The 23,047-nt window shown below is 73.7% G+C and carries 25 protein-coding genes; 17 read left to right on the plus strand and 8 right to left on the minus strand.

The genetic code is table 11. From position 1 onward, the window contains the following. Positions 1-55: 55 nt before the first annotated feature. The 4 genes from Dvina_RS14760 to Dvina_RS14775 all read left to right on the plus strand — a co-directional run bounded on the left by Dvina_RS14760 (position 56) and on the right by Dvina_RS14775 (position 2,795). Positions 56-544: a cell envelope integrity TolA family protein gene (locus Dvina_RS14760; protein WP_223103050.1), complete on the plus strand. Its 489-nt coding sequence runs from the start codon at positions 56-58 to the stop codon at positions 542-544. A 260-nt stretch (positions 545-804) separates the two neighbouring features. Continuing rightward, on the plus strand, positions 805-1,551 hold the full coding sequence (locus Dvina_RS55700; protein WP_223103051.1) for an acyl-CoA desaturase: 747 nt from the start codon (positions 805-807) through the stop codon (positions 1,549-1,551). Positions 1,552-1,554: 3 nt separating this feature from the next. Then, positions 1,555-1,998, plus strand: coding sequence for a GNAT family N-acetyltransferase (locus Dvina_RS14770; protein WP_223103052.1), 444 nt, complete (start codon positions 1,555-1,557; stop codon positions 1,996-1,998). A 17-nt stretch (positions 1,999-2,015) separates the two neighbouring features. Further along, positions 2,016-2,795, plus strand: a complete 780-nt coding sequence (locus Dvina_RS14775; RefSeq protein ID WP_223103053.1) for an SDR family NAD(P)-dependent oxidoreductase — start codon at positions 2,016-2,018, stop codon at positions 2,793-2,795. Here the strand turns inward: Dvina_RS14775 and Dvina_RS14780 are convergent. Then, positions 2,792-3,481 (minus strand): SDR family oxidoreductase, encoded by a 690-nt coding sequence (locus Dvina_RS14780; RefSeq protein WP_223103054.1) that lies wholly within the window; start codon positions 3,479-3,481, stop codon positions 2,792-2,794. The two genes, Dvina_RS14775 and Dvina_RS14780, sit on opposite strands and share 4 nt — an antisense overlap. A 41-nt stretch (positions 3,482-3,522) precedes the next feature. Between Dvina_RS14780 and Dvina_RS14785 the strand changes: the two genes are divergently transcribed. After that, complete coding sequence (locus Dvina_RS14785; RefSeq protein WP_223103055.1) at positions 3,523-3,903, plus strand: MerR family transcriptional regulator; 381 nt, start codon at positions 3,523-3,525, stop codon at positions 3,901-3,903. Between the two features lie 32 nt (positions 3,904-3,935). After that, the gene (locus Dvina_RS14790; protein ID WP_223103056.1) at positions 3,936-4,319 is read left to right on the plus strand and encodes an HPF/RaiA family ribosome-associated protein; all 384 of its coding nucleotides are present in this window, start codon (positions 3,936-3,938) and stop codon (positions 4,317-4,319) included. 24 nt (positions 4,320-4,343) lie between these two features. Here Dvina_RS14790 and Dvina_RS14795 read toward each other — a convergent pair whose 3' ends face one another. Beyond that, positions 4,344-5,951: a CHAT domain-containing protein gene (locus Dvina_RS14795; RefSeq protein ID WP_223103057.1), complete on the minus strand. Its 1,608-nt coding sequence runs from the start codon at positions 5,949-5,951 to the stop codon at positions 4,344-4,346. Positions 5,952-6,041: 90 nt separating this feature from the next. After that, the gene (locus Dvina_RS14800) at positions 6,042-7,079 is read right to left on the minus strand and encodes a LacI family DNA-binding transcriptional regulator (RefSeq protein WP_223103058.1); all 1,038 of its coding nucleotides are present in this window, start codon (positions 7,077-7,079) and stop codon (positions 6,042-6,044) included. 135 nt (positions 7,080-7,214) lie between these two features. On the opposite strand from Dvina_RS14800, the gene Dvina_RS14805 reads away from it, so the two are divergent. Genes Dvina_RS14805 through Dvina_RS14815 form a run of 3 tightly spaced genes read left to right on the plus strand, consistent with a single transcriptional unit; the run spans position 7,215 to position 13,889 of the window. Then, positions 7,215-9,461, plus strand: a complete 2,247-nt coding sequence (locus tag Dvina_RS14805; protein WP_246656219.1) for an exo-beta-d-1,3/1,6-glucosidase — start codon at positions 7,215-7,217, stop codon at positions 9,459-9,461. A 52-nt stretch (positions 9,462-9,513) separates the two neighbouring features. After that, the gene (locus Dvina_RS14810; RefSeq protein ID WP_223103059.1) at positions 9,514-10,266 is read left to right on the plus strand and encodes a response regulator transcription factor; all 753 of its coding nucleotides are present in this window, start codon (positions 9,514-9,516) and stop codon (positions 10,264-10,266) included. Next, positions 10,263-13,889, plus strand: coding sequence for an MMPL family transporter (locus tag Dvina_RS14815; protein ID WP_223103060.1), 3,627 nt, complete (start codon positions 10,263-10,265; stop codon positions 13,887-13,889). The genes Dvina_RS14810 and Dvina_RS14815 overlap by 4 nt, the downstream gene beginning before the upstream one ends. On the opposite strand, the gene Dvina_RS14820 is transcribed toward Dvina_RS14815, so the two are convergent. After that, positions 13,810-14,400, minus strand: a complete 591-nt coding sequence (locus Dvina_RS14820; protein WP_223103061.1) for a hypothetical protein — start codon at positions 14,398-14,400, stop codon at positions 13,810-13,812. The two genes, Dvina_RS14815 and Dvina_RS14820, sit on opposite strands and share 80 nt — an antisense overlap. Before the next feature lie 114 nt (positions 14,401-14,514). Beyond that, entirely contained in the window at positions 14,515-14,898 is a 384-nt protein-coding gene (locus Dvina_RS14825) for a VOC family protein (RefSeq protein WP_223103062.1), read from the minus strand. A gap of 90 nt (positions 14,899-14,988) precedes the next feature. Between Dvina_RS14825 and Dvina_RS14830 the strand changes: the two genes are divergently transcribed. Beyond that, positions 14,989-15,153: a hypothetical protein gene (locus tag Dvina_RS14830; RefSeq protein ID WP_223103063.1), complete on the plus strand. Its 165-nt coding sequence runs from the start codon at positions 14,989-14,991 to the stop codon at positions 15,151-15,153. 30 nt (positions 15,154-15,183) lie between these two features. Continuing rightward, complete coding sequence (locus Dvina_RS14835; RefSeq protein WP_223103064.1) at positions 15,184-15,756, plus strand: DUF4291 domain-containing protein; 573 nt, start codon at positions 15,184-15,186, stop codon at positions 15,754-15,756. On the opposite strand, the gene Dvina_RS14840 is transcribed toward Dvina_RS14835, so the two are convergent. Beyond that, a complete protein-coding gene (locus Dvina_RS14840; protein WP_223103065.1) occupies positions 15,751-16,068 on the minus strand; it encodes a hypothetical protein in 318 nt (105 codons plus the stop codon). The two genes, Dvina_RS14835 and Dvina_RS14840, sit on opposite strands and share 6 nt — an antisense overlap. Positions 16,069-16,379: 311 nt before the next feature. On the opposite strand from Dvina_RS14840, the gene Dvina_RS14845 reads away from it, so the two are divergent. Beyond that, a complete protein-coding gene (locus Dvina_RS14845) occupies positions 16,380-16,757 on the plus strand; it encodes a VOC family protein (protein WP_223103066.1) in 378 nt (125 codons plus the stop codon). On the opposite strand, the gene Dvina_RS14850 is transcribed toward Dvina_RS14845, so the two are convergent. Next, positions 16,709-17,389 carry a copper homeostasis protein CutC gene (locus Dvina_RS14850; RefSeq protein WP_246656220.1) on the minus strand — a complete coding sequence of 227 codons (681 nt, stop codon included), beginning with the start codon at positions 17,387-17,389 and terminating at the stop codon, positions 16,709-16,711. The two genes, Dvina_RS14845 and Dvina_RS14850, sit on opposite strands and share 49 nt — an antisense overlap. Before the next feature lie 92 nt (positions 17,390-17,481). On the opposite strand from Dvina_RS14850, the gene Dvina_RS14855 reads away from it, so the two are divergent. The 3 genes from Dvina_RS14855 to Dvina_RS54215 are packed head-to-tail and all read left to right on the plus strand — an operon-like array spanning position 17,482 to position 20,124. After that, a complete protein-coding gene (locus Dvina_RS14855; RefSeq protein WP_223103068.1) occupies positions 17,482-18,450 on the plus strand; it encodes a fatty acid desaturase family protein in 969 nt (322 codons plus the stop codon). Beyond that, positions 18,408-18,968, plus strand: a complete 561-nt coding sequence (locus Dvina_RS14860; RefSeq protein WP_223103069.1) for a maleylpyruvate isomerase N-terminal domain-containing protein — start codon at positions 18,408-18,410, stop codon at positions 18,966-18,968. The genes Dvina_RS14855 and Dvina_RS14860 overlap by 43 nt, the downstream gene beginning before the upstream one ends. A 55-nt stretch (positions 18,969-19,023) precedes the next feature. Beyond that, on the plus strand, positions 19,024-20,124 hold the full coding sequence (locus tag Dvina_RS54215) for a glycoside hydrolase family 75 protein (RefSeq protein ID WP_246656221.1): 1,101 nt from the start codon (positions 19,024-19,026) through the stop codon (positions 20,122-20,124). A gap of 54 nt (positions 20,125-20,178) precedes the next feature. On the opposite strand, the gene Dvina_RS14870 is transcribed toward Dvina_RS54215, so the two are convergent. Further along, the gene (locus Dvina_RS14870; RefSeq protein WP_223103070.1) at positions 20,179-21,633 is read right to left on the minus strand and encodes a S8 family serine peptidase; all 1,455 of its coding nucleotides are present in this window, start codon (positions 21,631-21,633) and stop codon (positions 20,179-20,181) included. A 451-nt stretch (positions 21,634-22,084) separates the two neighbouring features. Between Dvina_RS14870 and Dvina_RS14875 the strand changes: the two genes are divergently transcribed. Both Dvina_RS14875 and Dvina_RS14880 read left to right on the plus strand, forming a co-directional pair. Continuing rightward, positions 22,085-22,417: a MazG nucleotide pyrophosphohydrolase domain-containing protein gene (locus tag Dvina_RS14875; RefSeq protein ID WP_223103071.1), complete on the plus strand. Its 333-nt coding sequence runs from the start codon at positions 22,085-22,087 to the stop codon at positions 22,415-22,417. Beyond that, a complete protein-coding gene (locus Dvina_RS14880; RefSeq protein ID WP_223103072.1) occupies positions 22,414-23,037 on the plus strand; it encodes a hypothetical protein in 624 nt (207 codons plus the stop codon). Before Dvina_RS14875 ends, Dvina_RS14880 begins: the two co-directional genes overlap by 4 nt. The last annotated feature ends 10 nt before the right edge of the window (positions 23,038-23,047 follow it).

Consider the following 23,047-nt stretch of genomic DNA (forward strand, 5'->3'; position numbering starts at 1 on the left):
CCCGTACGTGGTAACTTTGAGTAGTCGGGATCATGCAAGTAGTAGCGAGGTTGCCATGTCGATCACACCGGTAGGGCCCGTCACGCAGACCACAGTGACCTCGGCGACCGCCACGAGCGCAACTACCGCACAGGCCGCGGGCACGCCGACGTCCCGCGACATGCAGGACAACCTGGAGCAGGACCGGCTCGCCCAGCAGCGCCTCGACGACCAGCGCCTGCAGCAGCAGCGCACCGACGACGCCCGCGCCGCCGACCGCCAGGACCTGGTCCGCCAGCAGGACGCCCGCACGCGCGACATCCAGGCGCGCGACGAGCAGCAGTACCAGCTGCAGCAGCAGCGCCTCAACGACCAGCGCGTCGCCGCCCAGCGGACCCAGGACCAGCAGCGCCTGGAGGACCAGCAGCGCATCGCCCAGCAGCAGCTGCTGGAGGACCAGCTGCGCCAGCGGGCCGAGGAGGCGCGGGCCAACTTCGACGCCATCCAGCAGCAGCGGCTGCAGACGACGTCGCTGTTCTCGGGGCGCCTGGACGTGTACCTGTAACGTCACCTGACCGTCGCGGACCGGCATCCTGGGCGCGGGGCGCCCGCCATGACCGGCGGCTACGGTCCGGGCATGACGACGCCCACGAGCCCGGCCGGGAAGCCGATCCTCGGCCGCAAGCGCCCCGTCCCGGCGCACATCGCGGTCTACGCGTTCGTGATCGTGCCGTTCCTGGCCCTGCTCGCGGCCGTGCCGCTCGCCTGGGGCTGGGGGCTGTCCTGGCTCGACGTCGCCCTGGCCGCCGCCTTCTACGTCCTCACGTGCCTCGGGGCGACAGTCGGCTTCCACCGGTACTTCACCCACGGCGCCTTCAAGGCCGGCCGCGCACTGCGCATCGGCCTCGCCGTCGTCGGCTCGATGGCGGTCCAGGGGCCGATCCTGCACTGGGTCGCCGACCACCGCCGCCACCACGCGTTCGCCGACAGGGAGGCGACCCGCACTCGCCCTGGCTGTTCGGCACGTCCCCGGCCGCCCTGGCCCGCGGCTTCTGGCACGCCCACCTGGGCTGGGTCCTCCAGCGCGACCTGACCAACCAGGAGCGCTTCGTCCCCGACCTGCTGGCCGACCGCGACATGCGCGTCGTGCACCGCCTGTTCGGCCCGCTGACGATCGTGACGCTGGCCCTGCCGGCGCTGCTCGGCGGCCTGATCTCCTGGTCGTGGGCGGGCGCCCTGACCGCGCTGTTCTGGGCCGGCCTGATCCGCGTCTTCGCCCTGCACCACGTGACCTGGTCGGTGAACTCGGTCTGCCACATGATCGGTGAGCGCCCGTTCGCGGCCCGCGACAGGTCGGCCAACTTCTGGCCCCTGGCCATCCTGAGCATGGGGGAGTCCTGGCACAACCTGCACCACGCCGACCCCACAAGCGCCCGCCACGGCGTGCTGCGCGGCCAGATCGACATCTCGGCCCGCACCATCTGGCTCTTCGAGCGGCTCGGCTGGGCGTGGGACGTGCGCTGGCCCACCCCGGCCCGGCTGGCCCGCATCACCGCCGGTGTGGTCGCATGAGGCGTGCATTTCCGGGAAGCGGTCCGGGCTGACCTGCCGGCGATCGTCGCGCTGCTCGCCGACGACGAGCTCGGGCGGGAGCGGGACGTGGCAGTCGTCGACGCGGCGTACGAGCGGGCGTTCGCGGACATCGCCGCCGATCCGCGCAACGTCGTGTTCGTCGCCGAGGATCGCGGTGCGGTCGTCGGGTGCCTGCAGGTGACGTACATCCCCGGCCTCGGCCGGCACGGAATGGAGCGCGCGCTCGTCGAGTCGGTGCGTGTCGCCCGGTCGCGGCGGGGCGACGGCATCGGGGCCGCCTTCATGCGCTGGGTGATCGAGCGGGCCCGGGAGCGCGGCTGCGGGCTGGTCCAGCTGACCACCGACAAGTCGCGGGCGGACGCGCGCCGGTTCTACCTGCGGCTCGGGTTCGTCGCCTCACACGAGGGCATGAAGCTGGCCCTGTGATCGACTACGGTCGGGCGATGACCAACACCTATGCCAGCCCGGCCGGGCTCGAGGGCCGGGCCGCCATCGTCACCGGGGCGGCGCAGGGCATCGGGCGGGGCATTGCGCAGGCCCTGACCGAGCGGGGCGCGGCAGTGCTGCTCGTCGACCACAACGCCGAGACCCTCGCCCGCACCACCGAGGCGCTCGCCGGCCGCACGGTCGCCCCGCTCGTCTGCGACATCCGGGAGCCGGGGCAGGCCGAGCGGATCGTGGCCGCGGCCGTGGAGGCGTTCGGGCGCCTCGACGTGCTGGTGAACAACGCCATCGCGACCCGGGCCGCCGGGCCGTTCACCGAGCACAGCGACGAGGACTACGACCTGGTGTTCGACACCGGGCCGCGGGCCACGTTCCGGCTGATGAAGGCCGCGTTCCCGCATCTGGTGGCGTCCGGCAGCGGATCGGTGGTCAACCTCGGGTCGAGCGCGGGGACCGAGGGGCAGGCCGGCTGGGCGACGTACGCGGCGGCCAAGGAGGCCGTCCGCGGCCTGTCCAAGGTCGCGGCGACCGAGTGGGGTGCGGCGAACGTCCGGGTCAACGTCGTGTGCCCGTTCGCCAACTCCGAGGGCGCGCAGCTGTGGGAGCAGTACGACCCGGAGAGCTTCGGCGCCGCGCTCGCCAAGGTGCCGCTCAAGCGCATCGGCGACACCCGCACCGACGTGGGCGCGCTGGTGGCCTTCCTGGCGAGCGACGACGCCACCTACATCACCGGCCAGACCATCATGATCGACGGCGGCTGGGGCATGCACCGCATCTAGACCAGCTGGTAGAACTTGCGGGGGTCCTCGGCCAGCGACGCCTTCACGTGGGCGCTCCACGCGTCGGCGACGACCTCCGCCGCGCCGGCCTCGAGCCCGTCGAGGCCGGCCCGGACGATGTCGGCCGGGTCGGCCTTCTCGCCCTCGTAGCCGGCCGTCATGTCGGTGTCGGCCGCGCCCAGGTGCAGGCCGGTGACCTGGGTGCCCTGTGCGGCCAGCTCCAGGCGCACGCCGTTGGTCAGGGCCCACTGCGCGGCCTTGGCCACGCTGTAGGCGTTGGCGCCGTCGTAGGAGAACCAGGACATCGCCGACAGCACGTTGAGGATCGCGCCGCCCCGCAGCTGCGGCGCGAACGCCCGGACCATCGCCAGGGTGCCGAAGAAGTGGGTGTCGAGCTCGGCCCGGATGCGGGCCAGGTCGCCGGTGACCAGGTTCGTGCCGGTGGAGATGCCCGCGTTGTTCACCAGCAGCGTGACGTCGGGCGCCGCGGCCGCCGCGGCCGCGACCTGGGCGGGGTCGGTGACGTCGAGCGGCAGTCGCAGTACCCCCGGAATGTCGATCTTTTCAGGATTGCGCGCGGTCGCGTAGACCTTCTTCGCGCCCCGGTCGAGCAGGTGCTTGACGAAGTGGCGGCCGAGGCCGCGGTTGGCGCCCGTGACGAGGGCGACGGAGCCGTTGATCTGCATGCGGGCTACGCTAAAACCTGACGTTGACGTGAGGGGCAAGCATGCGGATCGGTGATGTGGCGCGCGCGACAGGGGTCTCGGTGCGGGCCCTGCGGTACTACGAGGAGCAGCAGCTGCTGGCCCCGGTGCGCAGCGTGAGCGGGCAGCGGCTCTTCGCGCCGAGCGCCGTCGAGCGGGTGCAGCTCATCCAGACGCTGTTCGCCGCCGGGCTGTCCAGCCGCTCGATCCTCGGCCTGCTGCCGTGCGTGGACGCCAGGGCCAACACGCCCGAGTCGCGGGCCATCCTGCGGGATGAGCGGCAGCGCATCGACGAGCAGATCGCCCGGCTGGAGGCGGCCCGCGACCGGCTCGACGCGGTGATCGCGGAGAGTGAGAGCCCCACGAACGGCTGTGTGGTTTTCGCGGGGCCTGCGGCTGGGTAGGGATCTCCTAAGCGTTTCGAGGAGGAGATCTGATGAGTGTTGCCGCGGATCCCGCGACCGTCGACAAGTGCCTGCGGGTGGGTGCCGGGTTCTCCCAGGGGGACCGGAACTGGATCGCCGAGCAGTTCGCCACGCTCGACGCCCGGCTCGCCGCGTTCGGGGCGGACGCGACGGAGCTGGAGGTGTCCGTCAAGGACCGTGAGGCGCCCGGGCAGAAGGTGACCCTGGAGTGCTGGATCGCCGGGCACCCGAAGATCGTCACCACCTCGGGTGAGGAGGAGCTGCGGGCCGCCCTCAACGACGTCCGCGACGACATGCGCCGCAAGCTCAACGACTCCAAGACCCGCCAGGAGCCGCGCAACAACCGCCACCTGCGCGAGCGGCCGGAGGCCGAGGACTACAGCGAGCTGCAGTAGCCGTCCGCGGCGCCGAGCCCCGCCTCACCGGCCGAACCGGAGGCGGGGCTCGGCGCCGTCGCGCTCCAGCAGCAGCGGGACGTCGGGGTCGGGGTACCTGCCCAGCGCGAGCTCGGCACACGCCTGCGCGAAGGCCTCGGGCACCGTCAGCTGATAGCCGAACGCCTGGTAGAAGGCGGCGGCGAAGCGGGCCGCGGCGTCGTCGGTGACCGGGCGGCGCATGGCGACGACCCAGTCGACGTGCTCGCCGATCGCCCGCGCCTGGGCCGCCGACCAGCAGGCGTTGAGCACGACCACCTGGATGTCGTCGCGCATCGCCCGGAACAGCCGTCCGAGGGCGGCCGCGCCGACCGGCGTGCTGCCGCCGTCCTCGGCCGCGAGCAGGATCTCCCCGTCGGCGTTGCCGTGCCCGCTGAAGTGCACGATGTGCGGCCGGCACTCGTTGAGGAGCTGGAGCAGGTCGCCCGGGCGGACCGCGCCGTGCTCCAGCAGCTCCAGTCTGTCGCGGTCCCGGGCGAGCCTGACCTTCTCCTTGATCCGGCGCACCTCGGTGGCGATGTCGAGTTGCGGGTCGCCGACCGGGTTGGCCGACAGCAGCAGGATTCGCAGCTTCGGTACCGCGGCGCCGGTGCCCGGGTCGGGCCCGCTGATGGGCGTCGGCGCCGACAGCTCGCTGCGCTGCTGCAGCCCGTGCTTGTGCTGCAGATACGTCCGGTGGGTGATGCGCCCGAAGTCCAGCAGCGCGTCGAGGACGTCGAGGCCGTCGTGGCTCGTGAGCGCCTCGGTGAGCATCGCCTGGGTCAGGTGGGTGTCGTGCTGGTCGGCCGCCTTCAGCCCGGCGTCGAGCAGCCGGCGCAGCTCCGCCCGGTCGCCGCGGCGGCCGGCGGCGAACGCGGCGTTGATGATGGGGTACGGGTTGCCCGGGAAGTGCCGGTGCGCCGACTGGAACGCGGCGGTGGCCTCCTCGAGCCGGTTGAGGGCCGTGTACGCGCAGCCGACGTCGTTGAGCAGCGAGCTGATCGTGAGGTCGGCGTCCGGCACCTGCCCCCGGCGGGCGCTGAGGAGCCGGGCCGCCGCGGAGTACTCGGCGATGGCGGTGTCGTGGTCGGCCCGCTCGGCGGCCAGCCGGCCCAGCGCCATGCGGCTGTCGAGGTCGTCGGGGTCCGCGGCGATCGCCTGGCGCAGCGCGTCGTAGGCCGGCGCGACCTGGCCGAGGTACCCGCTGGCGATGCCGATCCGGCGCAGCGCGCTGACCTGCAGCCCGCGCGAGCCGGCGCTGCCGAGCCCGAGGCAGTGCTGGGAGTCGGTGACGGCGACGGCGAACTCACCGCGGCGCAGCCGGATCTCGGCCCGGGTGTTCAGGGCGGTGGCGACCTCGGCCGCCTGCTTGCGCTCCATCGCGCGGGCGAAGGCCCGCTCGGCCGCGAGCAGCGCCTGCTGCAGGTGCTCCGGCGCGCTCGCCCGGACCGCGAGCGCCAGGGCCAGCCCGGCCTCGGCGAAGCAGTTCGCCGGGTCGAGGGCGAAGGCCTGCTGCCATGCCGCCGTCGCGCCGGCGAGGTCGCCGCCGTCGCGCCGGCGGTTGCCCTCCACGGCGAGCCGCTGCGCCGTGTCCTGATGGTTCGCCCGGGCCACGGTTCAGTTCATCACGCGCCCCGCCACCGATCGGACCGCTCTGCGGTCAGCCGTGATCGCCGTTCGGCCGGTGCGTTCCGGGTGCCGGCCTCACGGGCGCCGGCCCGGGGCGGCCGTGGACTCGCGCACGACCAGGTGGGTGGCCAGCTGGACGTGCATCGAGTCGGGGCTGCCGCCGTGGGCGAGGGTGTGCAGGGTGCGCACGGCGACCCGGCCCATGTCGGCGATCGGCTGGTGCACCGTGGTCAGCGGCGGTGAGGAGAGCTTGGCCGGCTCGATGTCGTCGAAGCCCACGATGGAGAGGTCCTGCGGCACGCGGCGGCCGAGGCGGCGGGCGGCCTCGAACACGCCGAGCGCGGCACCGTCGCACGCGGCGAAGATCGCCGTCGGCGGGTCCGGGCGCGAGAGCAGGTCCAGGGCCATCCGGCAGCCCGCCTCGGCCGTGAAGCCGCCGTGCACGACCAGGGCCGGGTCGGCGTCGATGCCGGCCAGTTCGAGGGCGTTGCGGTATCCGTGCAGCCGCTCCCGCGACGCGGCGATCTCGACGGGCAGGCCGGCGAAGCCGATGCGGCGGTGCCCGAGGCTGACGAGGTGCTCGGTGGCCTGGGTCCCGCCCGCGAAGTTCGTCGCCGCCACGCTGGCCAGGCCCGTGCCGATGGCGCCCGTCAGGTCGACCGACACCAGGGACAGGCCGAGGTCGCCGACGGTGCGCACCTGGTCGGCGGTCAGGGCCAGCGACACCACGATCACGCCCATCCGGCGGCGGGCGGCGGCGCGCAGCAGCCAGGCGTCGCTGAGGGGGTTGCCGGGCGTGCCGGAGCGGTCCAGGACGTCGACGCAGATCTCGACGCCGAGCTCGCGGGCGCCGGTCAGGATGCCGTTGAGCACCTGCAGCGAGTACATGCTCACCATCGAGTCGAAGACAACCTCGACGACGGCGTCGGGCGTCGACTCACGGGGACCGGTCGTCGGGACGTACCCGAGGGCGGTGATGGTCTGCTCGACCTTGGCCCGCGTGCGCGGGTCGACGTTCGGCCGCTTGTTGAGCACCTTCGATGCGGTCGCCTTGGAGACCCCGGCCGCCTGGGCCACGTCCTCGAGGGTGACGCGCACCGGCTGGTCGCGCACAGCACCCCCAGAGAGAACCCGACTGAAACAGTTTCAGCGCGTTGACAGCACCCTAGGTTACCCATAACGTCCCTATCAACAAGAAACTCCACGAAAAAGTTTCCGAGGAACCGAGGACGACGGACCGTGACGACTGTGACCGAGCGACTCCCGTACCAGGACGCCACGCTTTCCGTCGCGGAGCGCGTCGAGGATCTCGTCGGCCGCATGACGCTCGCCGAGAAGGTCGGCCAGATGCTGCAGCTCGACGCGCGGCTCGACCTGGCCGAAGCGGTCCTGACGAAGACCGCCGGCTCGCTGCTGCACGCGTCGCCGGCCCGGATCCGCGAGGCGATGGCCATGGTCGCGTCGACCCGGCTGCGCATCCCGCTGCTGATGGCCGACGACTGCATCCACGGCCACGCGTTCTGGCCCGGCGCCACGGTGTTCCCGACCCAGCTCGGCATGGCCTGCACCTGGGACCCGGACCTCGTCGAGCGCTCGGCCCGGGTGGCCGCGACCGAGATCTCCACGACCGGCATCCACTGGACGTTCTCGCCGGTGCTGTGCATCGCCCGGGACCTGCGCTGGGGCCGCGTCGACGAGACGTTCGGGGAGGACCCGTACCTCATCGGTGAGCTGGGCGCGGCGACGATTCGCGGCTACCAGGGCGGCGGCCTCGGCGACACGACGGCGGTCCTCGCCACCGCCAAGCACTTCGCCGGCTACTCCGAGACCCAGGGCGGCCGCGACGCCAGCGAGGCCGACATCACCCCGCGCAAGCTGCGCTCCTGGTTCCTCCCGCCGTTCCAGCGGGCGGTCGAGGCCGGCTGCGCCGTGTTCATGCTCGGCTACCAGTCCATCGACGGCGTGCCCGTCACCGCCAACCGCTGGCTGCTCGACGGCGTGCTCAAGCGGGAGTGGGGCTTCCCCGGCACCCTGGTCACCGACTGGGACAACGTCGGGCGCATGGTGTGGGAGCAGAAGGTCGCCGCCGACTACGTCGAGGCGGCCACGATCGCCGTCGAGTCCGGCAACGACCTCATCATGACCACCCCCGGGTTCTTCGAGGCCGCCCAGAGCGCCGTCGAGCAGGGGCGCCTCCCCGAGGCGAAGATCGACGACGCGGTACGGCGCATCCTGCGCCTGAAGTTCGAGCTCGGCCTGTTCGAGAACCCGCGCGCCGCCGACGCCGAGCGCCAGGCCGCCGTGATCGGCAGCGCCGCGCACACCGCGCTCAACCTGGAGGCGGCCCGCCGCTCCCTGGTCCTGCTGCGCAACGACGGCACCCTGCCCCTCGCCGCGCCGACGCGGAGGATCGCCCTGGTCGGGCCCAACGCCGACGACCCGCACAACCAGCTCGGCGACTGGGCCGGCGCCTCCGGCCAGGTCGACTGGATGCCCGACGGCCACCCGCGCGAGACGGTCGTCACCGTCCTTGACGGCCTGCGGGCGGCGCTGCCCGACGGCTGGGAGGTCGGCTACGCCCAGGGCGCGCAGATCGGCAGCCTCCAGCCCGACCCCGAGGGCCCGTACTTCCCCGACGGCCAGCCGCGCCCGTCGCTGTTCCAGGCCGCCCCGGCCGACCCGGCGCAGATCGCCGAGGCGGTCGCGCTGGCCGAGTCCAGCGACGTGGTCGTGGCCGTCCTCGGCGACAACGTGGCCCTGACCGGCGAGGGCAAGTCCACCGCGACCCTCGACCTGCAGGGCGGGCAGTCCGCGCTGCTCGACGCACTCGTCGCCACCGGCAAGCCGGTCGTCGTCGTGCTGATCCAGGGCAAGCCGTCCACGCTGCCGGCCTCGGCCGACCGGGCCGCCGCCGTCATCGCCGCGTTCAACCCCGGCATGCAGGGCGGCCGGGCCGTCGCCGAGCTGCTCCTCGGCGCGATCGAGCCGAGCGGCCGCCTGCCGATCTCCTTCGCCCGCCACGCCGGGCAGCTGCCCGTCTACTACAACCAGATCCGCGGCCAGCACGGCAACCGCTACGCCGACCTGACCCAGGAGCCCCTGTTCGCCTTCGGTGAGGGCCTGTCCTACTCCACCGTCGAATACACGAACCTGCAGATACCCGCCGCGGTGGTACCGGCTGCCGGCACGATCCGCGCGAGCGTCACCATCACCAACACCGGGGCCCGCCCCTCGCTCGAGACCGTCCAGGTCTACGTCAGCGACCTCGTCACAAGCGTCACCTGGGCCGAGCGCGAGCTGAAGACGTTCACCCAGGTGACCGTCGCCCCGGGGGCGTCGGAGACGGTCGAGATCGAGCTGCCGGCCGCCGCCTGCACCCTGGTGACCGCGGCCGCCGAGCGGGTCGTCGAGCCCGGCCACTTCGAGCTGCTCGTCGGGCGCAGCTCCAAGCCGGCCGACCTGCTGCGCGCCCCGTTCGAGATCACCGCGGGGTAGGGCCCGCCCCGGGCCGCAGCCGGCGGCACCCGAGCGGCCGCGGTCGCCGCGAATGCCCGGTTCTCATCGAACTCTCATCGCGCCGTGTGAAGGTGGGCCGGTGAGTGGTGCGCAGGCCCGGGTCCTCGTCGTCGACGATCAGCCCAACATCGTCGACATGCTGGCCACCGTCCTGCGCTTCCACGGCTTCGCGGTCTCCTCGGCCGGCACCGCGGCCGACGCGCTGCGCCTCGCCGCCGAGGAACGGCCCGACGTCGTCGTGCTCGACGTCATGCTGCCGGACGGCGACGGCTTCGAGGTCTGCCGGGCCCTGCGGGCGGCCGGGCACGACCTCGGCGTCGTGTTCCTCACCGCCCGCGACGCACCCGGTGACAAGATCGCCGGGCTCACCTACGGCGGCGACGACTACGTCACCAAGCCGTTCTCGGTCGACGAGCTCGTCGCCCGGGTGCGGGCCGTGCTGCGCCGCATCCGGCCCGGCGCGCCGACCGGGGCCGCGCCGGTGCTGCGCTTCAGCGACGTCGAGCTCGACGAGGACGCCCTGCAGGTGCGGCGGGCCGGGCGGCTGATCGAGCTGTCACCGACGGAGTTCAAGCTGCTGCGGTACTTCATGCAGCACCCCGGCCGCGTCCTGTCCCGCGCGCAGGTGCTGGACGCGGTGTGGAGCTACGACTTCGGCGGCACCTCGAACGTCGTGGACACCTACGTCGGCTACCTGCGCCGCAAGCTGGAGCGGCACGGGCCGCCGCTGATCGCCACCCGGCGCGGCTTCGGGTATGTCCTGAGCGAGGAGAAGCCCGCGTGAGACGCTCCCTGCTGCTCGGCATGCTCGCCGTCACCGCGGTGGTCCTGCTGGTCGCGGGGGTCACGGCCGTGCTGGCGCTGCGGGGATACCTGCTGGAGCGCACCGACGACCAGATCACGTTCACCGCCCGCATCGCCCAGTCGCGCATCGAGCAGGCCGGGGATGTACGGGCCCGGGTCGCCCCGACCGACTACGCGATCGAGCTGCGCCGCCGCGACGGGTCGCTGGTGCGCTTCGGCAACCTCGCCCCCGTCCCGCTGCTGGACGCGGCCCCGCCCGCCCCCGCCGACGGCCGGGTGTCACCGGCCGTCACCCTGCCCGGCATCGCACCGGCGGGCGTCTCCCCGGGCGGCGGTGACTACCGGGCCGTTGTCGCTCGCACCGTCGACGGCGGGATCGTGCTCGTCGCGCTGCCCCTGGCGCCCGTCGACGACACCGTGCGCCGGCTCGCCCTCGTCGAGATCGGCACCGGCGCCGCGATGCTCCTGCTGCTCGCCGCGGTCGGCCGGCGCCTCGTCGGCCGCGGGCTGCGCCCCCTGGAGGCGGTCACCGAGACGGCCGCCGCCATCGCCGCCGGCGACCTCGACCGCCGGGTGCCACCCGTCGCCGCCCGCGCCGAGGCGACCGAGGTCGGCCGGCTCACCCTCGCCGTCAACGGGATGCTGGCCCGTCTCGAGTCGGCGCTGCGCGACCGGGAGGCGTCGCAGGAGCGGCTGCGCCGGTTCGCCGCCGACGCCTCGCACGAGCTGCGCACACCGCTGACGTCGATCCGCGGGTACCTCCAGCTGGTGCGCCAGGGCATCGCCGAGCCCACCGTCCTGGCCCGGGCCGAGGACGAGACCCGGCGGATGGGCGCCCTCGTCGACGACCTGCTGTACCTGGCCCGCCTGGACGCCGAGCCCCCGCTGCGCCACGCCCCGTTCGACCTGGTCCCGGTCCTGCGCGACGCCGTGTCCGACCTCCTGGCCACCGAGCCCGGCCGCCCCGCGACGCTGGAGCTGCCGGCCGCGTGCCTGGTCCGCGGCGACGAGGACGCCGCCCGCCAGATCATGGCCAACCTCCTGGCGAACGTCCGCGCCCACACACCACCGGGCACGCCGGTGCGGGTGACGCTCACGCGCTCGTCGCCGGCCGCTCCGGCGGGGTTCGCGGCGGTCGAGGTGCGCGACGACGGCCCGGGGATGCCCGAAGCGCTCGCCGCCCGGGCCTTCGACCGCTTCGCCCGCGGCCCGGCCGCGCCCGCCGGCGCCGGCAGTGGGCTGGGCCTGGCGATCGTCGCCGAAACGGTCCGGGCGGGCGGCGGCACTGTCGGGCTGACCTCGGCTCCCGGGGCCGGCACGACAGTCAGGTTCACCATCCCCGTCGCCGGTTCTCATCCGCCTCTCATCCAACTCACGCCCGCGTCCGAATCGCGCTTGGTGAGATCGACGGGTGAGCCGATCCGGAGGAGCCGCGTGAATCGCCTGGGCCGTTGGTGCGCCACCCATCCCCGCGCCGTGCTCGGCGCCTGGCTCCTCGTCATCGCCGCCCTGGTCGCCACGGCCGCCGTCGCCGGCCGCCCGACGGACAACGACGTCACCCTCCCCGGCAGCGACGCCCAGACGGCCCGCGACCTGCTGGGCACCCGCGACGCGCGAGCCGACGCGCTGCTGGTGCTCCACGCCGGCTCCCGCCTGGACACCGATGCGGCGAAGGCGGCGACGGCCGCGACCGCCGCCGCGGTCTCGGCGGTGCCGCACGTGCAAAGCGTCGCCGCGACGCCGACCCTGAGCGGTGACGGCCGGACCGGCTACCTGACGGTCACCCTGGACGTCGCGCCGCGGGACCTGGAGAAGTCCACCGCCGACGCCATCGTGGCCGCCGCCGCTCCCGCCCGCGCCGCCGGCATCGAAACCGTCGCCGGTGGCGCGCTGGCCCCGGCCGCCGACCGCGACAGCGGCCGCCTCCCCGAGCTGCTGGGCCTGCTGGCCGCGGCACTGCTCCTGCTGCTGGCCTTCGGCGGCGTGGTGGCAGCGGCGATGCCGATCGCCACCGCCTTGTTCACGCTGGCCGGCGCCCAGAGCGTGATCGGCCTGGCCGGGCACGCGGCGGCGGTCCCGACGGTGGCGACGACGCTGGCGACGATGGTCGGCCTCGGCGTGGGCATCGACTACGCGCTCTTCCTGATCACCCGCTACCGCGAACTGCTCCCGCCGCCCGCGAGCCACACCGGGCCTCTCCCGGCCGCGGCGGCCCGCACCGAGGCCATCGCGAGCGCCGTGGCCGACTCCGGCCGGGCCGTCATCTTCGCCGGCGGCACCGTCGTGATAGCCCTGGGCGGCCTGACGGTGGCCGGCGTCCCGCTGCTGGCCACGCTCGCCTGGACCACCGCCACGGCCGTCCTCTTCGCCGTGGCGGGCGCGGTCACCCTCCTGCCGGCACTCCTGGCGCTGGCGGGCCGCCGCATCAAGCCACCCGCGACGCCCGTGGGCGAGGGCTTCTGGGGCCGCCTGGCCGCAACGATCACCCGCCGCCCGGTGCGCTACGCCCTCGCCACCACCGCCCTCCTGGCCCTCCTGGCCGCCCCGGCCCTGGATCTGCACCTCGGCCAGACCGACGCCGGGCGCAGCCCCGACGGCAGCGCGGCCCGCCGCAGCTTCGACCTCCTGTCGGCCGGCTTCGGCCCGGGCTTCAACGCCCCGCTGACCGCCGTGCTCGCCCTGGACCCGCCGGCCACAGCCCCGCCGGCCGCCGATCCGTCGGCCGCGGACCCGTCCGGGCCGCGCCTGGCCGAGCTGGCCCGCACGATCGCGGCCCTCCCTGGCGTCGCCGGTGTCTCGCCGCCCCGCGTCTCCGCCGGCGGCGGTGTGGCCTCGTGGCGGGTCACCCCGACCACCGCGCCGGGCGATCCGGCCACCGCGGACCTCGTGCATCGCCTGCGCCGGCTGGAGCTCGACGGCCGCCCGGTCCACGTCGGGGGTGCCGTGGCCACGAAGGTCGACCTCGCCGAGCGCAGCGCCGGGCGGCTGCCGTTGGTGATCGGGGTGGTCGTGGCGCTGTCGGCGGCCCTGCTGCTGCTCGCGTTCCGGGCGCCGGTCGTGGCGGTCAAGGCCGCGGTGATGAACCTCGTGTCCATCGGTGCCGCGTACGGTGCGCTGACCGCGGTGTTCTCGTGGGGCTGGGGTGTGCGGCTGACGGGGCTCGACGGGCCGCTGCCGATCGAGAGCTACGTGCCGACAATGCTCTTCGCCCTGCTCTTCGGGCTGTCGATGGACTACGAGGTCTTCCTGCTCACCGCGGTCCGGCAGGAGTATCTGCGCACCGGTGACACCCGGGTGTCGGTCCGGGCGGGCCTGGCCCGGACGGGACGGGTCATCACGTCCGCGGCCGGGATCATGGTGGTCGTGTTCGCGAGCTTCACGCTCAACGTCGACCCGGTGGTGAAGATGTTCGGGCTCGGCATGGCGGTGGCGATCGCGGTGGACGCCACCGTGGTCCGGGGACTGCTGGTCCCGGCCACGATGGCGCTCCTGGGGCCGCGCAACTGGTGGCCGTCGCGGGCCGCTACTTCGCCGCCGCCTCCAGCCGCGGCAGCAACTGCTGGGCCGCCCGCTTCGCAACCGACAGGTTCGCCGCGTCGCTAGACTCCGAGGAGACGTAGACGTCGACGTCGCGGCCGCTCTGCCAGACGTAGAGGTGCCCGGCGAGGGAGTACGCGGTGGTGCCGATGCCCGGGACCGCTGTCGCCTGCTTGTTGCGCACGTCGAAGTTCTCCCGCGTCTCCAGGCTCACCGCGATCGTCACCTGGCCCTGCGAGAGCTGCCACTGGCAGTACCGGGACGCCGGTGTCGCCCCGCCGTCGTCGGTCATGAGCGTGACCTGCTCGCCGGTCAGCATGTTGATCTCGGCCTTCGACACGATCTTGCAGATGTCGGGTACCGCGCCCGCCGCCGCCTTGGCACTGGAGGACGGCTTCGGCGAGCCGCTGCCCTTCGCCGACGCGGACGGTGCCGAGGAGGCGGCGGCGGACGTGGCCGCGGACGGTGCCGCCGACGCGGCGGGCTGGCCGGCCGTCGTGGCCTTGTCGTCGTTGCAGGCGGCCAGCGAGAGCGCCCCGAGGGCGGCCGCGGCCAGGACGAGAATGCGACGTGACATCGGAACGCTCCCTGGAAGGTGTGTGCGGTGGTGCAATCCAAGGTGCGTGATCGGACGTCCCCGGCGCGCACGTCCCGGCCGACGTGGCACTTTTCCGGGAGCGTGCGGGTGCGTTCAGTCCCAGCGGGTGGCGTTGGCCTCGGTGAGCACGCCGGGCCGGTCGAGCACCACACAGAACACCAGCCCCGCCGGGTCGCGCATCACCTGCCAGTTTCCGGCCCGCTCGAGGCGGGTCGCGCCCAGCCGTTCGAGGCGGGCGACCTCGGCGTCGACGTCGTCGGTGTGGAAGTCGAGGTGTACGCGCGCAGGCCCGTCGCCGAGCCGCTGCGCGAGCACGATCATGTCGTGGTCCGGCAGCTTCGCCCCGCTGAACTCCGGATACTGCCCGACCCGCTCCAGCGGCGCCCCGAGCGCCCCGGACCAGAACGCGACAGTGGCGTCGTGGTCCGCGCGCGGCACGTCAATGGAGATCGCGTACAACCTGCTGAAGTGAGCCACGCCCCGCAGTATGCCGCCGGCTTTGGCGCCCAGGCGATTTCCTGTGCGGTCGGCTTGTGCCGAAGAATGTGGATCTCGCACGATCAGGGGATGACTTCCGCGGACCGAGCCCTCCCGGCCGACGACCTCGCCGACCGCGCGTTGCCGAGCCCATACGGCGAGGCGGGCGCGGACTTCGGGCTGATCGACACGAACATCGACGACGACCTGGCCGAGGAGCCGTCGCCCGACCGGGAGCGCGACACCGCTCTATAGTCGCCCGATGGCAACGTTCACGGCCGTCCGATGAGCCGCGAGATCCGGGCGGTCCACACGCCGGCGACCATCACGGTGTACCAGGCCTACAGCGCCGCGATAGCGGTCCCCGCCCTGGCCGCGGGCCGCTTCACACCCCCGTTCAAGCGCGACCGCATGACGTGGATCAAGCCGTCCTTCCTGTGGATGATGTACCGCAGTGGCTGGGGCACGAAGGAGGGCCAGGAACACGTGCTGGCCGTGGAGATCCGGCGCGAGGGCTTCGACTGGGCGGTCTCGACGGCGGTCCTGAGCCACTACGACCGCCAGGCCCACGCCAGCGAGGACGCGTGGAAGCGGGACCTGCGCAGCAGCCCGGTCCGAGTCCAGTGGGACCCCGAGCGCGACCTGCACCTGCGCCCGCAACCGGACTGCCGCTCGCTGCAGCTGGGCCTGAGCGGCGAGGCCGTCCACCGTTACGTCGACGACTGGACCGTCTCGATCACCGACGCCACCCCGCTGGCCCACCGGGTCCACGCCCTGGTGCGCTCCGGCGACCTGGACGAGGCGACGGCCCTGCTGCCGCCGGAGCGCCCATACACCGTGGCGGCTCCCGGGTCATGACGGCGGTCCGGGTAGGGCCGTCCCCTCGACCGCGCCGGCCGGGGCCAGGCCCAGCAGCGGTGCCATCGTCGGGCAGGTGAGGGAGGCGCAGTCCCGGCCGTGGGCGTCGTAGTCGGCGCGGCCGATCGGCACCACCGTCACGGCGAGCGGCCGCACCGGCCCCGTGGCCCAGTATCGCTGGGTCCCCACGGCCCGCCGCAGCGCTCGGCGGAGGCTGGTGGTGAACTGGGTGAACTCGTGCCGCACGCCGCCGTGCCGGGCCACCGGCCAGTCGAGGCGCACCGCGTAACCGTCGGGCAAGATCGAAGTCATCGCCACCACCCCTACTCGTTGAGGCAACGACCGAACCTGCCCCCACGATACTCGAACACCAGTTCGAATTCACCTGTCGTTCGGGCCCTTACCAGGTTGGCGTCCGGGCCGGAGCCCGGCGCCCCGCGCGGCCCGCGGCTGCGGCCCGGGCCGGGGCGTGCGACCGTGGCGGGGTGACCATTGAGGGCGGCCCCGAGCCGACGCCCGGGCGGCTGGTCGAGCTGATCGTCGAGCATGTCGAGAGCGGGCCCTCAGCCGCGACCGGTAAGCGTCAGCGGTAGACACCAGCCACCCGAACAGGAGCAGACGACATGGGCGATCCCGTGGTCCACTTCGAGATCAGCGGCCAGGAGCCGGCGAAGCTGCGCGAGTACTACAGCGACCTCTTCGACTGGCGGTTCGACGCGCCCGGGAACGCGGTCACCGAGCGGGTCTCCGCGGACGGCGACTACCACTTCGTCCAGGAGGACTCGGCCGGCATCAACGGCGGGGTGGGCGGCGGCGCGGGGTACCCCACCCGCGTCACCTTCTACGTGAACGTACCCGACGTCGAGCGGGCCCTCGCCCGGGCGGAGAGCCTCGGCGGCCGCAGGATCATGGGGCCCGAGCCGCGCACCGGCAGCTTCACGGTCGGGCACTTTCAGGACCCCGAGGGCAACGTGCTCGGGGTGGCCGGGCCGAGCGCCTGACGCAGGCGGCGGACCAGGTCGACCGAGACCGGTGCCGTCCACCGGCCGCCGGGGCGGACGGCGCTGCCCGAGTGGAACGCGCGGACCCCGGCGGCCGTGAGCGGCGCCAGGTGCGACTCGCGCAGGCCGCCGCCGGCAAGCATCAGGCCGGCGTGCGCGGGCGCCTCGGCGAGCAGCACCGGCAGGCCGTCGGCCATCCCGGTCGGCGCGCCGGCGGTCAGGACCGAGGTCAGGCCGGGCAGCCCCGCCAGCCGGGGCCAGGCCGCGGCGCGGTCGGCGGCGTGGTCGATCGCGCGGTGGAACGTCCAGGGGGCGCCGTCCAGGGCGTCGACGACGGCGGGGTCGACCGCGCCCGCAGGGGTCAGGAAGCCGAGGACGAACTCGGTGGCGCCGGCCGCTCGCAGCTCGCGGAGGCGCCGGAGCACGGCGGGCACCCGGGCGGTGAAGTCGGGCGTGGTGCGCACCATCACGCGGACCGGGATCGACACCGCGGCCAGCACCGACTCGACGACCGCCGGCGCCGGGCTCAGGCCGCCGGCGGCCATGTCGCTGACCAGCTCCACGCGGTCGGCCCCGCCGTCCTGGGCGGCCCGGGCGTCGGCGGCGTCCAGCGCGATGATCTCCACAAGCACAGGACCATGATCGCCGATGGGGCGCGGCGGCGGTGACAAGGCTTCGCGAGGATGTCACTCGGCTGTTCCCTGCGCCGGGCTAGCGTGCGAGCATGGTCCGCCGTCAGTCCGCGCTGGCGATCGCGCTGGTGGTCGTCGCACTTACCACCCTGATGCTGCAGCTGGTCGTGCTGCCCCTCGTCCTGCTCCCGCGCGACACCCGCTGGGCCTGGCTGCTCGCCCCGATCGCCGTCACGACGGTGCCGCTGTGGTCGCTGATCCATGAGGGCATCCACGGCATCCTGCTGCGCGACCGGGCCTGGAACGACCGGCTCGGCCGGGTCCTGGCCGTCGGCTACGGCGGGCCGTTCACGCTGCTGAAGGCCGGCCACCTCCTGCACCACCGCTACAGCCGCACCCGGCGCGAACGGACCGAGGTCTACGACCCCGCCCGCTCGACGTGGCTGGCCGCGGCCCGCAGCTACTACCCCAGACTGCTCGGCGGCCTGTACTGCCTCGAGCTGCTCTCGGTCCTGCTCGTCCTGCTGCCCCGGCGCGGGTGGGCGGCGCTGGTGCGCCGGACCGACTCGCTGGACTCGGTGACGGGCCTGCTGTTCGAACGGGTCGCGCGCCGCGACAACCTGCGCAGGTTCCGCGTCGAGGCGATCGCGGTCGTGGTGACGTACACGGGAAGCTCGATCGCGTATGGCGGTCACGCCTGGATGCTGTGGAGCGCCGTCGGTGCGCGGGCGCTTATCGTGTCGCTGGCGGACAACGCGTACCACTACGGCACCCGGCTGGAGCGGCCCCTCGACGCGATGAACCTCGCGCTGCCGCGGGCCCTGGAGCTGTTCGTGCTCGCCTTCAACCTGCACAGCGTGCACCATCGGCATCCGGGTCTGCGCTGGCACGAGCTGCGCGCCGCGTACGTCGCCGACCGCGACCGGACCCACCTCGGCTGGTTCACGGCGGTCGCCCGGCAGTTGCGGGGGCCGGTTCCGCTGAGCGCCGAAGCGATACGGGCCGATACTGTGCCGGGATGGACAGCGCAGACGTCAGGCGTGCCCTCGACGAGTCCCTGAGCCTGCTCGCCCCCATCGCGGACGACCGCTGGGCCGCGCCGGCGGGCGGGCTCGACTGGACCTGCCTGCAGACGGCCGAGCACATCGCGCACGACCTGATGGCCTACGCGACGCAGCTCGCCGCCCGCGCCGACGAGCGATACCTACCCCTGGATCTGGTACTGCGGGCCGGCACCGATCCGGCGACGGTGCTGCAGATCGTGGCGGCGAGCGGCCACCTGCTCGGCCTGGCGCTGGACGCGGCCGGGCCCGAGGCGACCGCGTGGCACTGGGGACCGGCGGACCGGACCGGGTTCGCGGCGCTCGGCGTCAACGAGATCCTCGTGCACACCTGGGACATCGCGCAGGGTCTCGGCCTGGACTGGACGCCGCCGACCGACCTCGCCGCGCAGGTCCTCGCGCGCCTCTTCCCGCACGTCGAAGGGGCCGACGACCTGCTGTGGGCCACGGGCCGGCGCGCGCTGCCCGGCCGCCCGCGCCGAGCGGAGTGGACGGTTCGAGCCGCCCTGAAGTATTGACACATATCTGTCAGTAAGGTTTCCTATCCGAAACTCTCGGCTAGGAGCCCTGCCCGTGACCAGGTACCGCCTGCCCCTCATCGCCCTCGCGGCCGTCATCATCTCGTTCACCGCGACGACCGCCTACGCCCTCGCCGGCAGCCGGGCGGCCCTGGCCGCCGGCCCCTCCGCGAGCCAGCTGCTGGCCCGCACGTCCACCTGCAACCAGGTCTCGAACGGCAGGTACGCGACCGACGACGGCGGCGCGGCGTCCGTCGCCGTCTGCAAGAGCGGCTCGGCGTACTTCTGGACCGCCGACATGGACATCGACTGCGACGGCATCGGCACCGCGCGGTGCAACGCGGGCACCGACCCGTGGTACCAGCCGCAGACGAGCTTCTCCACGTCGACCGGCGCATACTTCACGTCCGACGTCACCCGCTACTTCGTCGTCCCGCTGCCGAGCTCCCGCTTCGACTACGGCGCGAGCGGCATCCGCCCCGGGGCCGTGGCCGCGGTCGTCTACAACAACCAGGTCGCGTACGCGGTGTTCGCCGACGAGGGCCCGGACGACATCATCGGCGAGGGCTCGTACGCCCTGGCCACCGCGCTCGGCATCGACCCCGATCCGGCCAGTGGGGGTACCGCCGGCCCGGTCACCTTCATCGTCTTCCCCTCCACGGTCCCGAACCCCGTCGAGAGCAACACGGCGATCGACAACTCCGGCACCGCCGCCGCCACCAGCTGGCTCGGCACCGCCCCGACCGGCGGCCCGACGACCCCGACGACGGGCCCGACCGGCACCGCGGGCCGCATCACCGGCATCGGCGGCAAGTGCGTCGACGTGGCCGGCGCGAGCTCCGCCAACGGCACCGCCGTGCAGCTCTACGACTGCAACGGCACGGCCGCCCAGCAGTGGGCCCGCCCCGCCGACGGCACGCTGCGCGCCCTGGGCAAGTGCCTCGACGTCACCGCCGCCGGCACCGCCAACGGCACGAAGGTCCAGCTCTACGACTGCAACGGCACGGCCGCCCAGCGGTGGACCCGCACCGGGCAGACCCTCGTCAACGCGGGCTCCGGCAAGTGCCTGGACGCCACGGGCAACACCTCCGCCAACGGCACCCGCCTGCAGATCTGGACCTGCGGCGGCGGCGCGAACCAGAACTGGGCGCTGTAACGCGCAGCGAGGGCCGGCCCTCCTCTCGAGAGCCGGCCCATCGCCGTTCGCGCCCTACGACCAGTCGGCCGTGGACCAGTCGTCGCTTGACCAGTAGTGGCCCGACCAGTAGTGCCCGGACCAGTAGTGCCCCGACCAGTAGTGGCCGTCCCAGTCGGGATCGGTCCACGTCGCCGCACCGTTCCAGGGTGCACCGCCCCAGGTCGCCGCGGCCCAGGTCTTCGAGGCCCACGACTTGCCCGACCAGTTGTCACCGGCGACGCGGTAGCCCATCCACGTCCCGCCCGACCAGCTCGTCGTGGCGGCGCTGCGCGGAGCCCACGCGGCCGGGCTGAGCGGGCCCCAGACGGAGTTGTCGCCGCTGAGCGCCACGTTGTCGCGCACCACCCGGCTGGTGCCGCGGGCGTCGTCCAGCCGGCCCGTGCCCGAGGACCTGTTCCAGCCGATGCCCCACAGCTCCTGCGAGGCCAGCGCGCCGTTGAGGTTGAGCTCGCGCACGTTGCGGGTCATGGCCAGGCCCGACACGAAGCTCGCCGACTGGGTCAGCACCGTCTTGACCTGGTCCGGCGTCAGGGAGGGCCGGGCCTGCAGCAGCAGCGCGATCGTCGCGGAGGTGACCGCCGCCGCCTGGGAGCTGCCGCTGCCGCGCAGGAGGGTGGAGCCGACCTTCGCCGCCGGGTAGGACTGGTCCACATTGGACCCCGGGTCGGCCAGTGACACGATCGACTCGCCGGGCGCGAGCAGGTCGACGCCGCGGTTGCCGCCGCCGACGGTGGCGAACGAGGCGAAGTCGTCGTCGGTGACGCCCGCCGTGCCCTTGGTGGTGCCGGCCGCGACGGCGATGACCGCCGGGTCGCTGGCCGGGTCGCTCACCACGATGTCGCTGTTGCCGTCGTTGCCGGCCGCGGCCACGACGACGATGCCCTTCAGCCAGGCCTGCTCGACCGCGTACTGCACGGGGTCGGTCCACGAGTTCGGGGTGCCGCCGGTGCCGTACGACAGGTTGATGATCCGGATCGGGTTCGCCGGGTCGTCGTTGCGGTGGGCCACGGTCCAGTCGATCGCGGCGATCATCTGCGAGACGTCGACCGCGCCGTTGGACGTGCCGACCTTGATCGAGGTGAGCTTGGCCCGCGGGGCGAGCCCGACGGTGCCGGTCGAGGGGTCGTTGCCGACGATGATGCCGGCCATGTGCGTCCCGTGCCCGTAGGTGTCCAGGTAGCGCAGATCGGCATCCTGCGACTCGAACGACAGGTCGGGTCCGTTGACGATCTGGCCCGCCGGCAGCCCGGCGACCGGCGCGACGCCGGTGTCGATGAGCGCCACCCCGACCCCGGCTCCGGTCAGGCCCGCGGCCGCCCCGGTCGACGCGTTGACGGCCGCCCGCACCGCGGCGAGCGTCGTCCCGCTCCCGCCGGTGCCGTTGCCGAGCCAGGCCCCCGCGGCCCACCCTCCGTCGTTGCGCTGGTGCCGCATCGGGCCGGCCGACGCGCCAAGTCCGGCGACCACGGCCGCAGCCGCAACCGCCGCCATAACCCGGCGTCCTGCCGCCGCCCGCCGCCGCAAAGCAGATCTAGGCATGGGTACTCCGTTCCCGCCGCACACCACTGCACGGCCGCGACACCCACAATGACCTGCGCCGGGCCCACAAACACGGTCTGAGCAGGGGTTCCGCCCACCCGGCGGGCCATCCCACCCGACCACCCGACGCGATGTCAGCCGCCACCCGGCTCACCGCACCCGAACCGCACCCACCCCGGACCGGCCCGGGTCCCCGCCGCTGGTCCGGGCCCGCCCCTCCACGGGCCCGGCGCCCGCACTTCCAACCCTGACGGACCGCTCGGCCGCCGGGCCGGTGGGTGCCGCGGGCCCGGCCGCCGCCCGGGACCACCCGCGTATGCCCCCGCCATCGGCGAGGCGGTCGGCCGGTGGGCGCCGGGAGTCCGGCATGCTGTGCGGTGTGGACGACACCAGCCCCTTCACGCTCGCCGACCTGCCGACCGTCGCCGCCGACGTGGCCGCGAAGCTGACCGACGCGGGGTTCACCGAGACGCCCCACCTGCGCCAGGCCCTCGCCCTGGCCGAGGAGGCCGGGGAGTTCGTCGGCGCGGTGCGGCGGCACTTCGGGCTCGCCCGGCGCACCGGGCCGTTCTCCGACATCGAGGCCGAGCTGGCCGACGTGGTGCTCACCGCGTTCGTGACCGCCCACACGCTCGGCGTCGACCTGGAGCAGGCGCTGCGGGCGAAGCTCGACGTGGTGTACACCCGAGGCTGGCGGGAGGAGCGGCAGTGAGCTGGCTGGAGGTCGTCGGGTGGGCCGGCTCGGCGCTGCTCGTATGGTCGCTGCTGCAGCGCCGCCTGCTGCGCCTGCGGATCTGGAACCTGATCGGCTCGGTGATCCTGGTCGGCTACAACGCCGTGGCCGAGGTCTGGCCGATGGCGGCCCTCAACTTCGCGCTGGCCGTCATCAACGTCTGGCAGCTGGTCTCGCTGCTGCGCAGCCGCCACGACGAGCGCAGGTATCAGGTGGTGGAGGTCGCCACCGACGACAACTTCCTGGCCCACGTGCTGCGCGTGCACTGGAGCGACATCGCGAAGTTCAACCCCGAGTTCCGCTTCGACGACGAGCACCGGCTCGCCTTCCTCACCCTCAACGGCGACGAGGTCGTGGGCGTGCTGATGCTCCGGCCCGACCCGGCCGACCCGGCGGTCGCGCTGCTCGAGCTCGACTACGTCACGCAGCGCTACCGCGACCTGTCCCCGGGGGAGTTCGTGTTCCGCCGCAGCGGCCAGCTCACCGCCCACGGCTTCGAGCGGGTCGTCACGCCGCCCGGCATGGTCGCGCCCTACTACTCCCGCCTCGGCTTCAACCAGGCCGGCGACCGCTATGTGCTGGATCTGACAGCTCATTAGCTCTGCTAAC

The organism is Dactylosporangium vinaceum (assembly GCF_019904175.1).
Taxonomy (GTDB): Bacteria; Actinomycetota; Actinomycetes; order Mycobacteriales; family Micromonosporaceae; genus Dactylosporangium; species Dactylosporangium vinaceum.

Bases quoted from the DNA above. Each gene is read 5' to 3' on its own strand.
- Dvina_RS14760 (WP_223103050.1), top strand. From the start codon at position 56: ATGTCGATCACACCGGTAGGGCCCGTCACGCAGACCACAGTGACCTCG.
- Dvina_RS14775 (WP_223103053.1), top strand. From the start codon at position 2,016: ATGACCAACACCTATGCCAGCCCGGCCGGGCTCGAGGGCCGGGCCGCC.
- Dvina_RS14780 (WP_223103054.1), bottom strand. From the start codon at position 3,481: ATGCAGATCAACGGCTCCGTCGCCCTCGTCACGGGCGCCAACCGCGGC.
- Dvina_RS14785 (WP_223103055.1), top strand. From the start codon at position 3,523: ATGCGGATCGGTGATGTGGCGCGCGCGACAGGGGTCTCGGTGCGGGCC.
- Dvina_RS14790 (WP_223103056.1), top strand. From the start codon at position 3,936: ATGAGTGTTGCCGCGGATCCCGCGACCGTCGACAAGTGCCTGCGGGTG.
- Dvina_RS14810 (WP_223103059.1), top strand. From the start codon at position 9,514: ATGCCCGGTTCTCATCGAACTCTCATCGCGCCGTGTGAAGGTGGGCCG.
- Dvina_RS14820 (WP_223103061.1), bottom strand. From the start codon at position 14,400: ATGTCACGTCGCATTCTCGTCCTGGCCGCGGCCGCCCTCGGGGCGCTC.
- Dvina_RS14830 (WP_223103063.1), top strand. From the start codon at position 14,989: ATGACTTCCGCGGACCGAGCCCTCCCGGCCGACGACCTCGCCGACCGC.
- Dvina_RS14835 (WP_223103064.1), top strand. From the start codon at position 15,184: ATGAGCCGCGAGATCCGGGCGGTCCACACGCCGGCGACCATCACGGTG.
- Dvina_RS14840 (WP_223103065.1), bottom strand. From the start codon at position 16,068: ATGACTTCGATCTTGCCCGACGGTTACGCGGTGCGCCTCGACTGGCCG.
- Dvina_RS14845 (WP_223103066.1), top strand. From the start codon at position 16,380: ATGGGCGATCCCGTGGTCCACTTCGAGATCAGCGGCCAGGAGCCGGCG.
- Dvina_RS14855 (WP_223103068.1), top strand. From the start codon at position 17,482: ATGGTCCGCCGTCAGTCCGCGCTGGCGATCGCGCTGGTGGTCGTCGCA.
- Dvina_RS14860 (WP_223103069.1), top strand. From the start codon at position 18,408: ATGGACAGCGCAGACGTCAGGCGTGCCCTCGACGAGTCCCTGAGCCTG.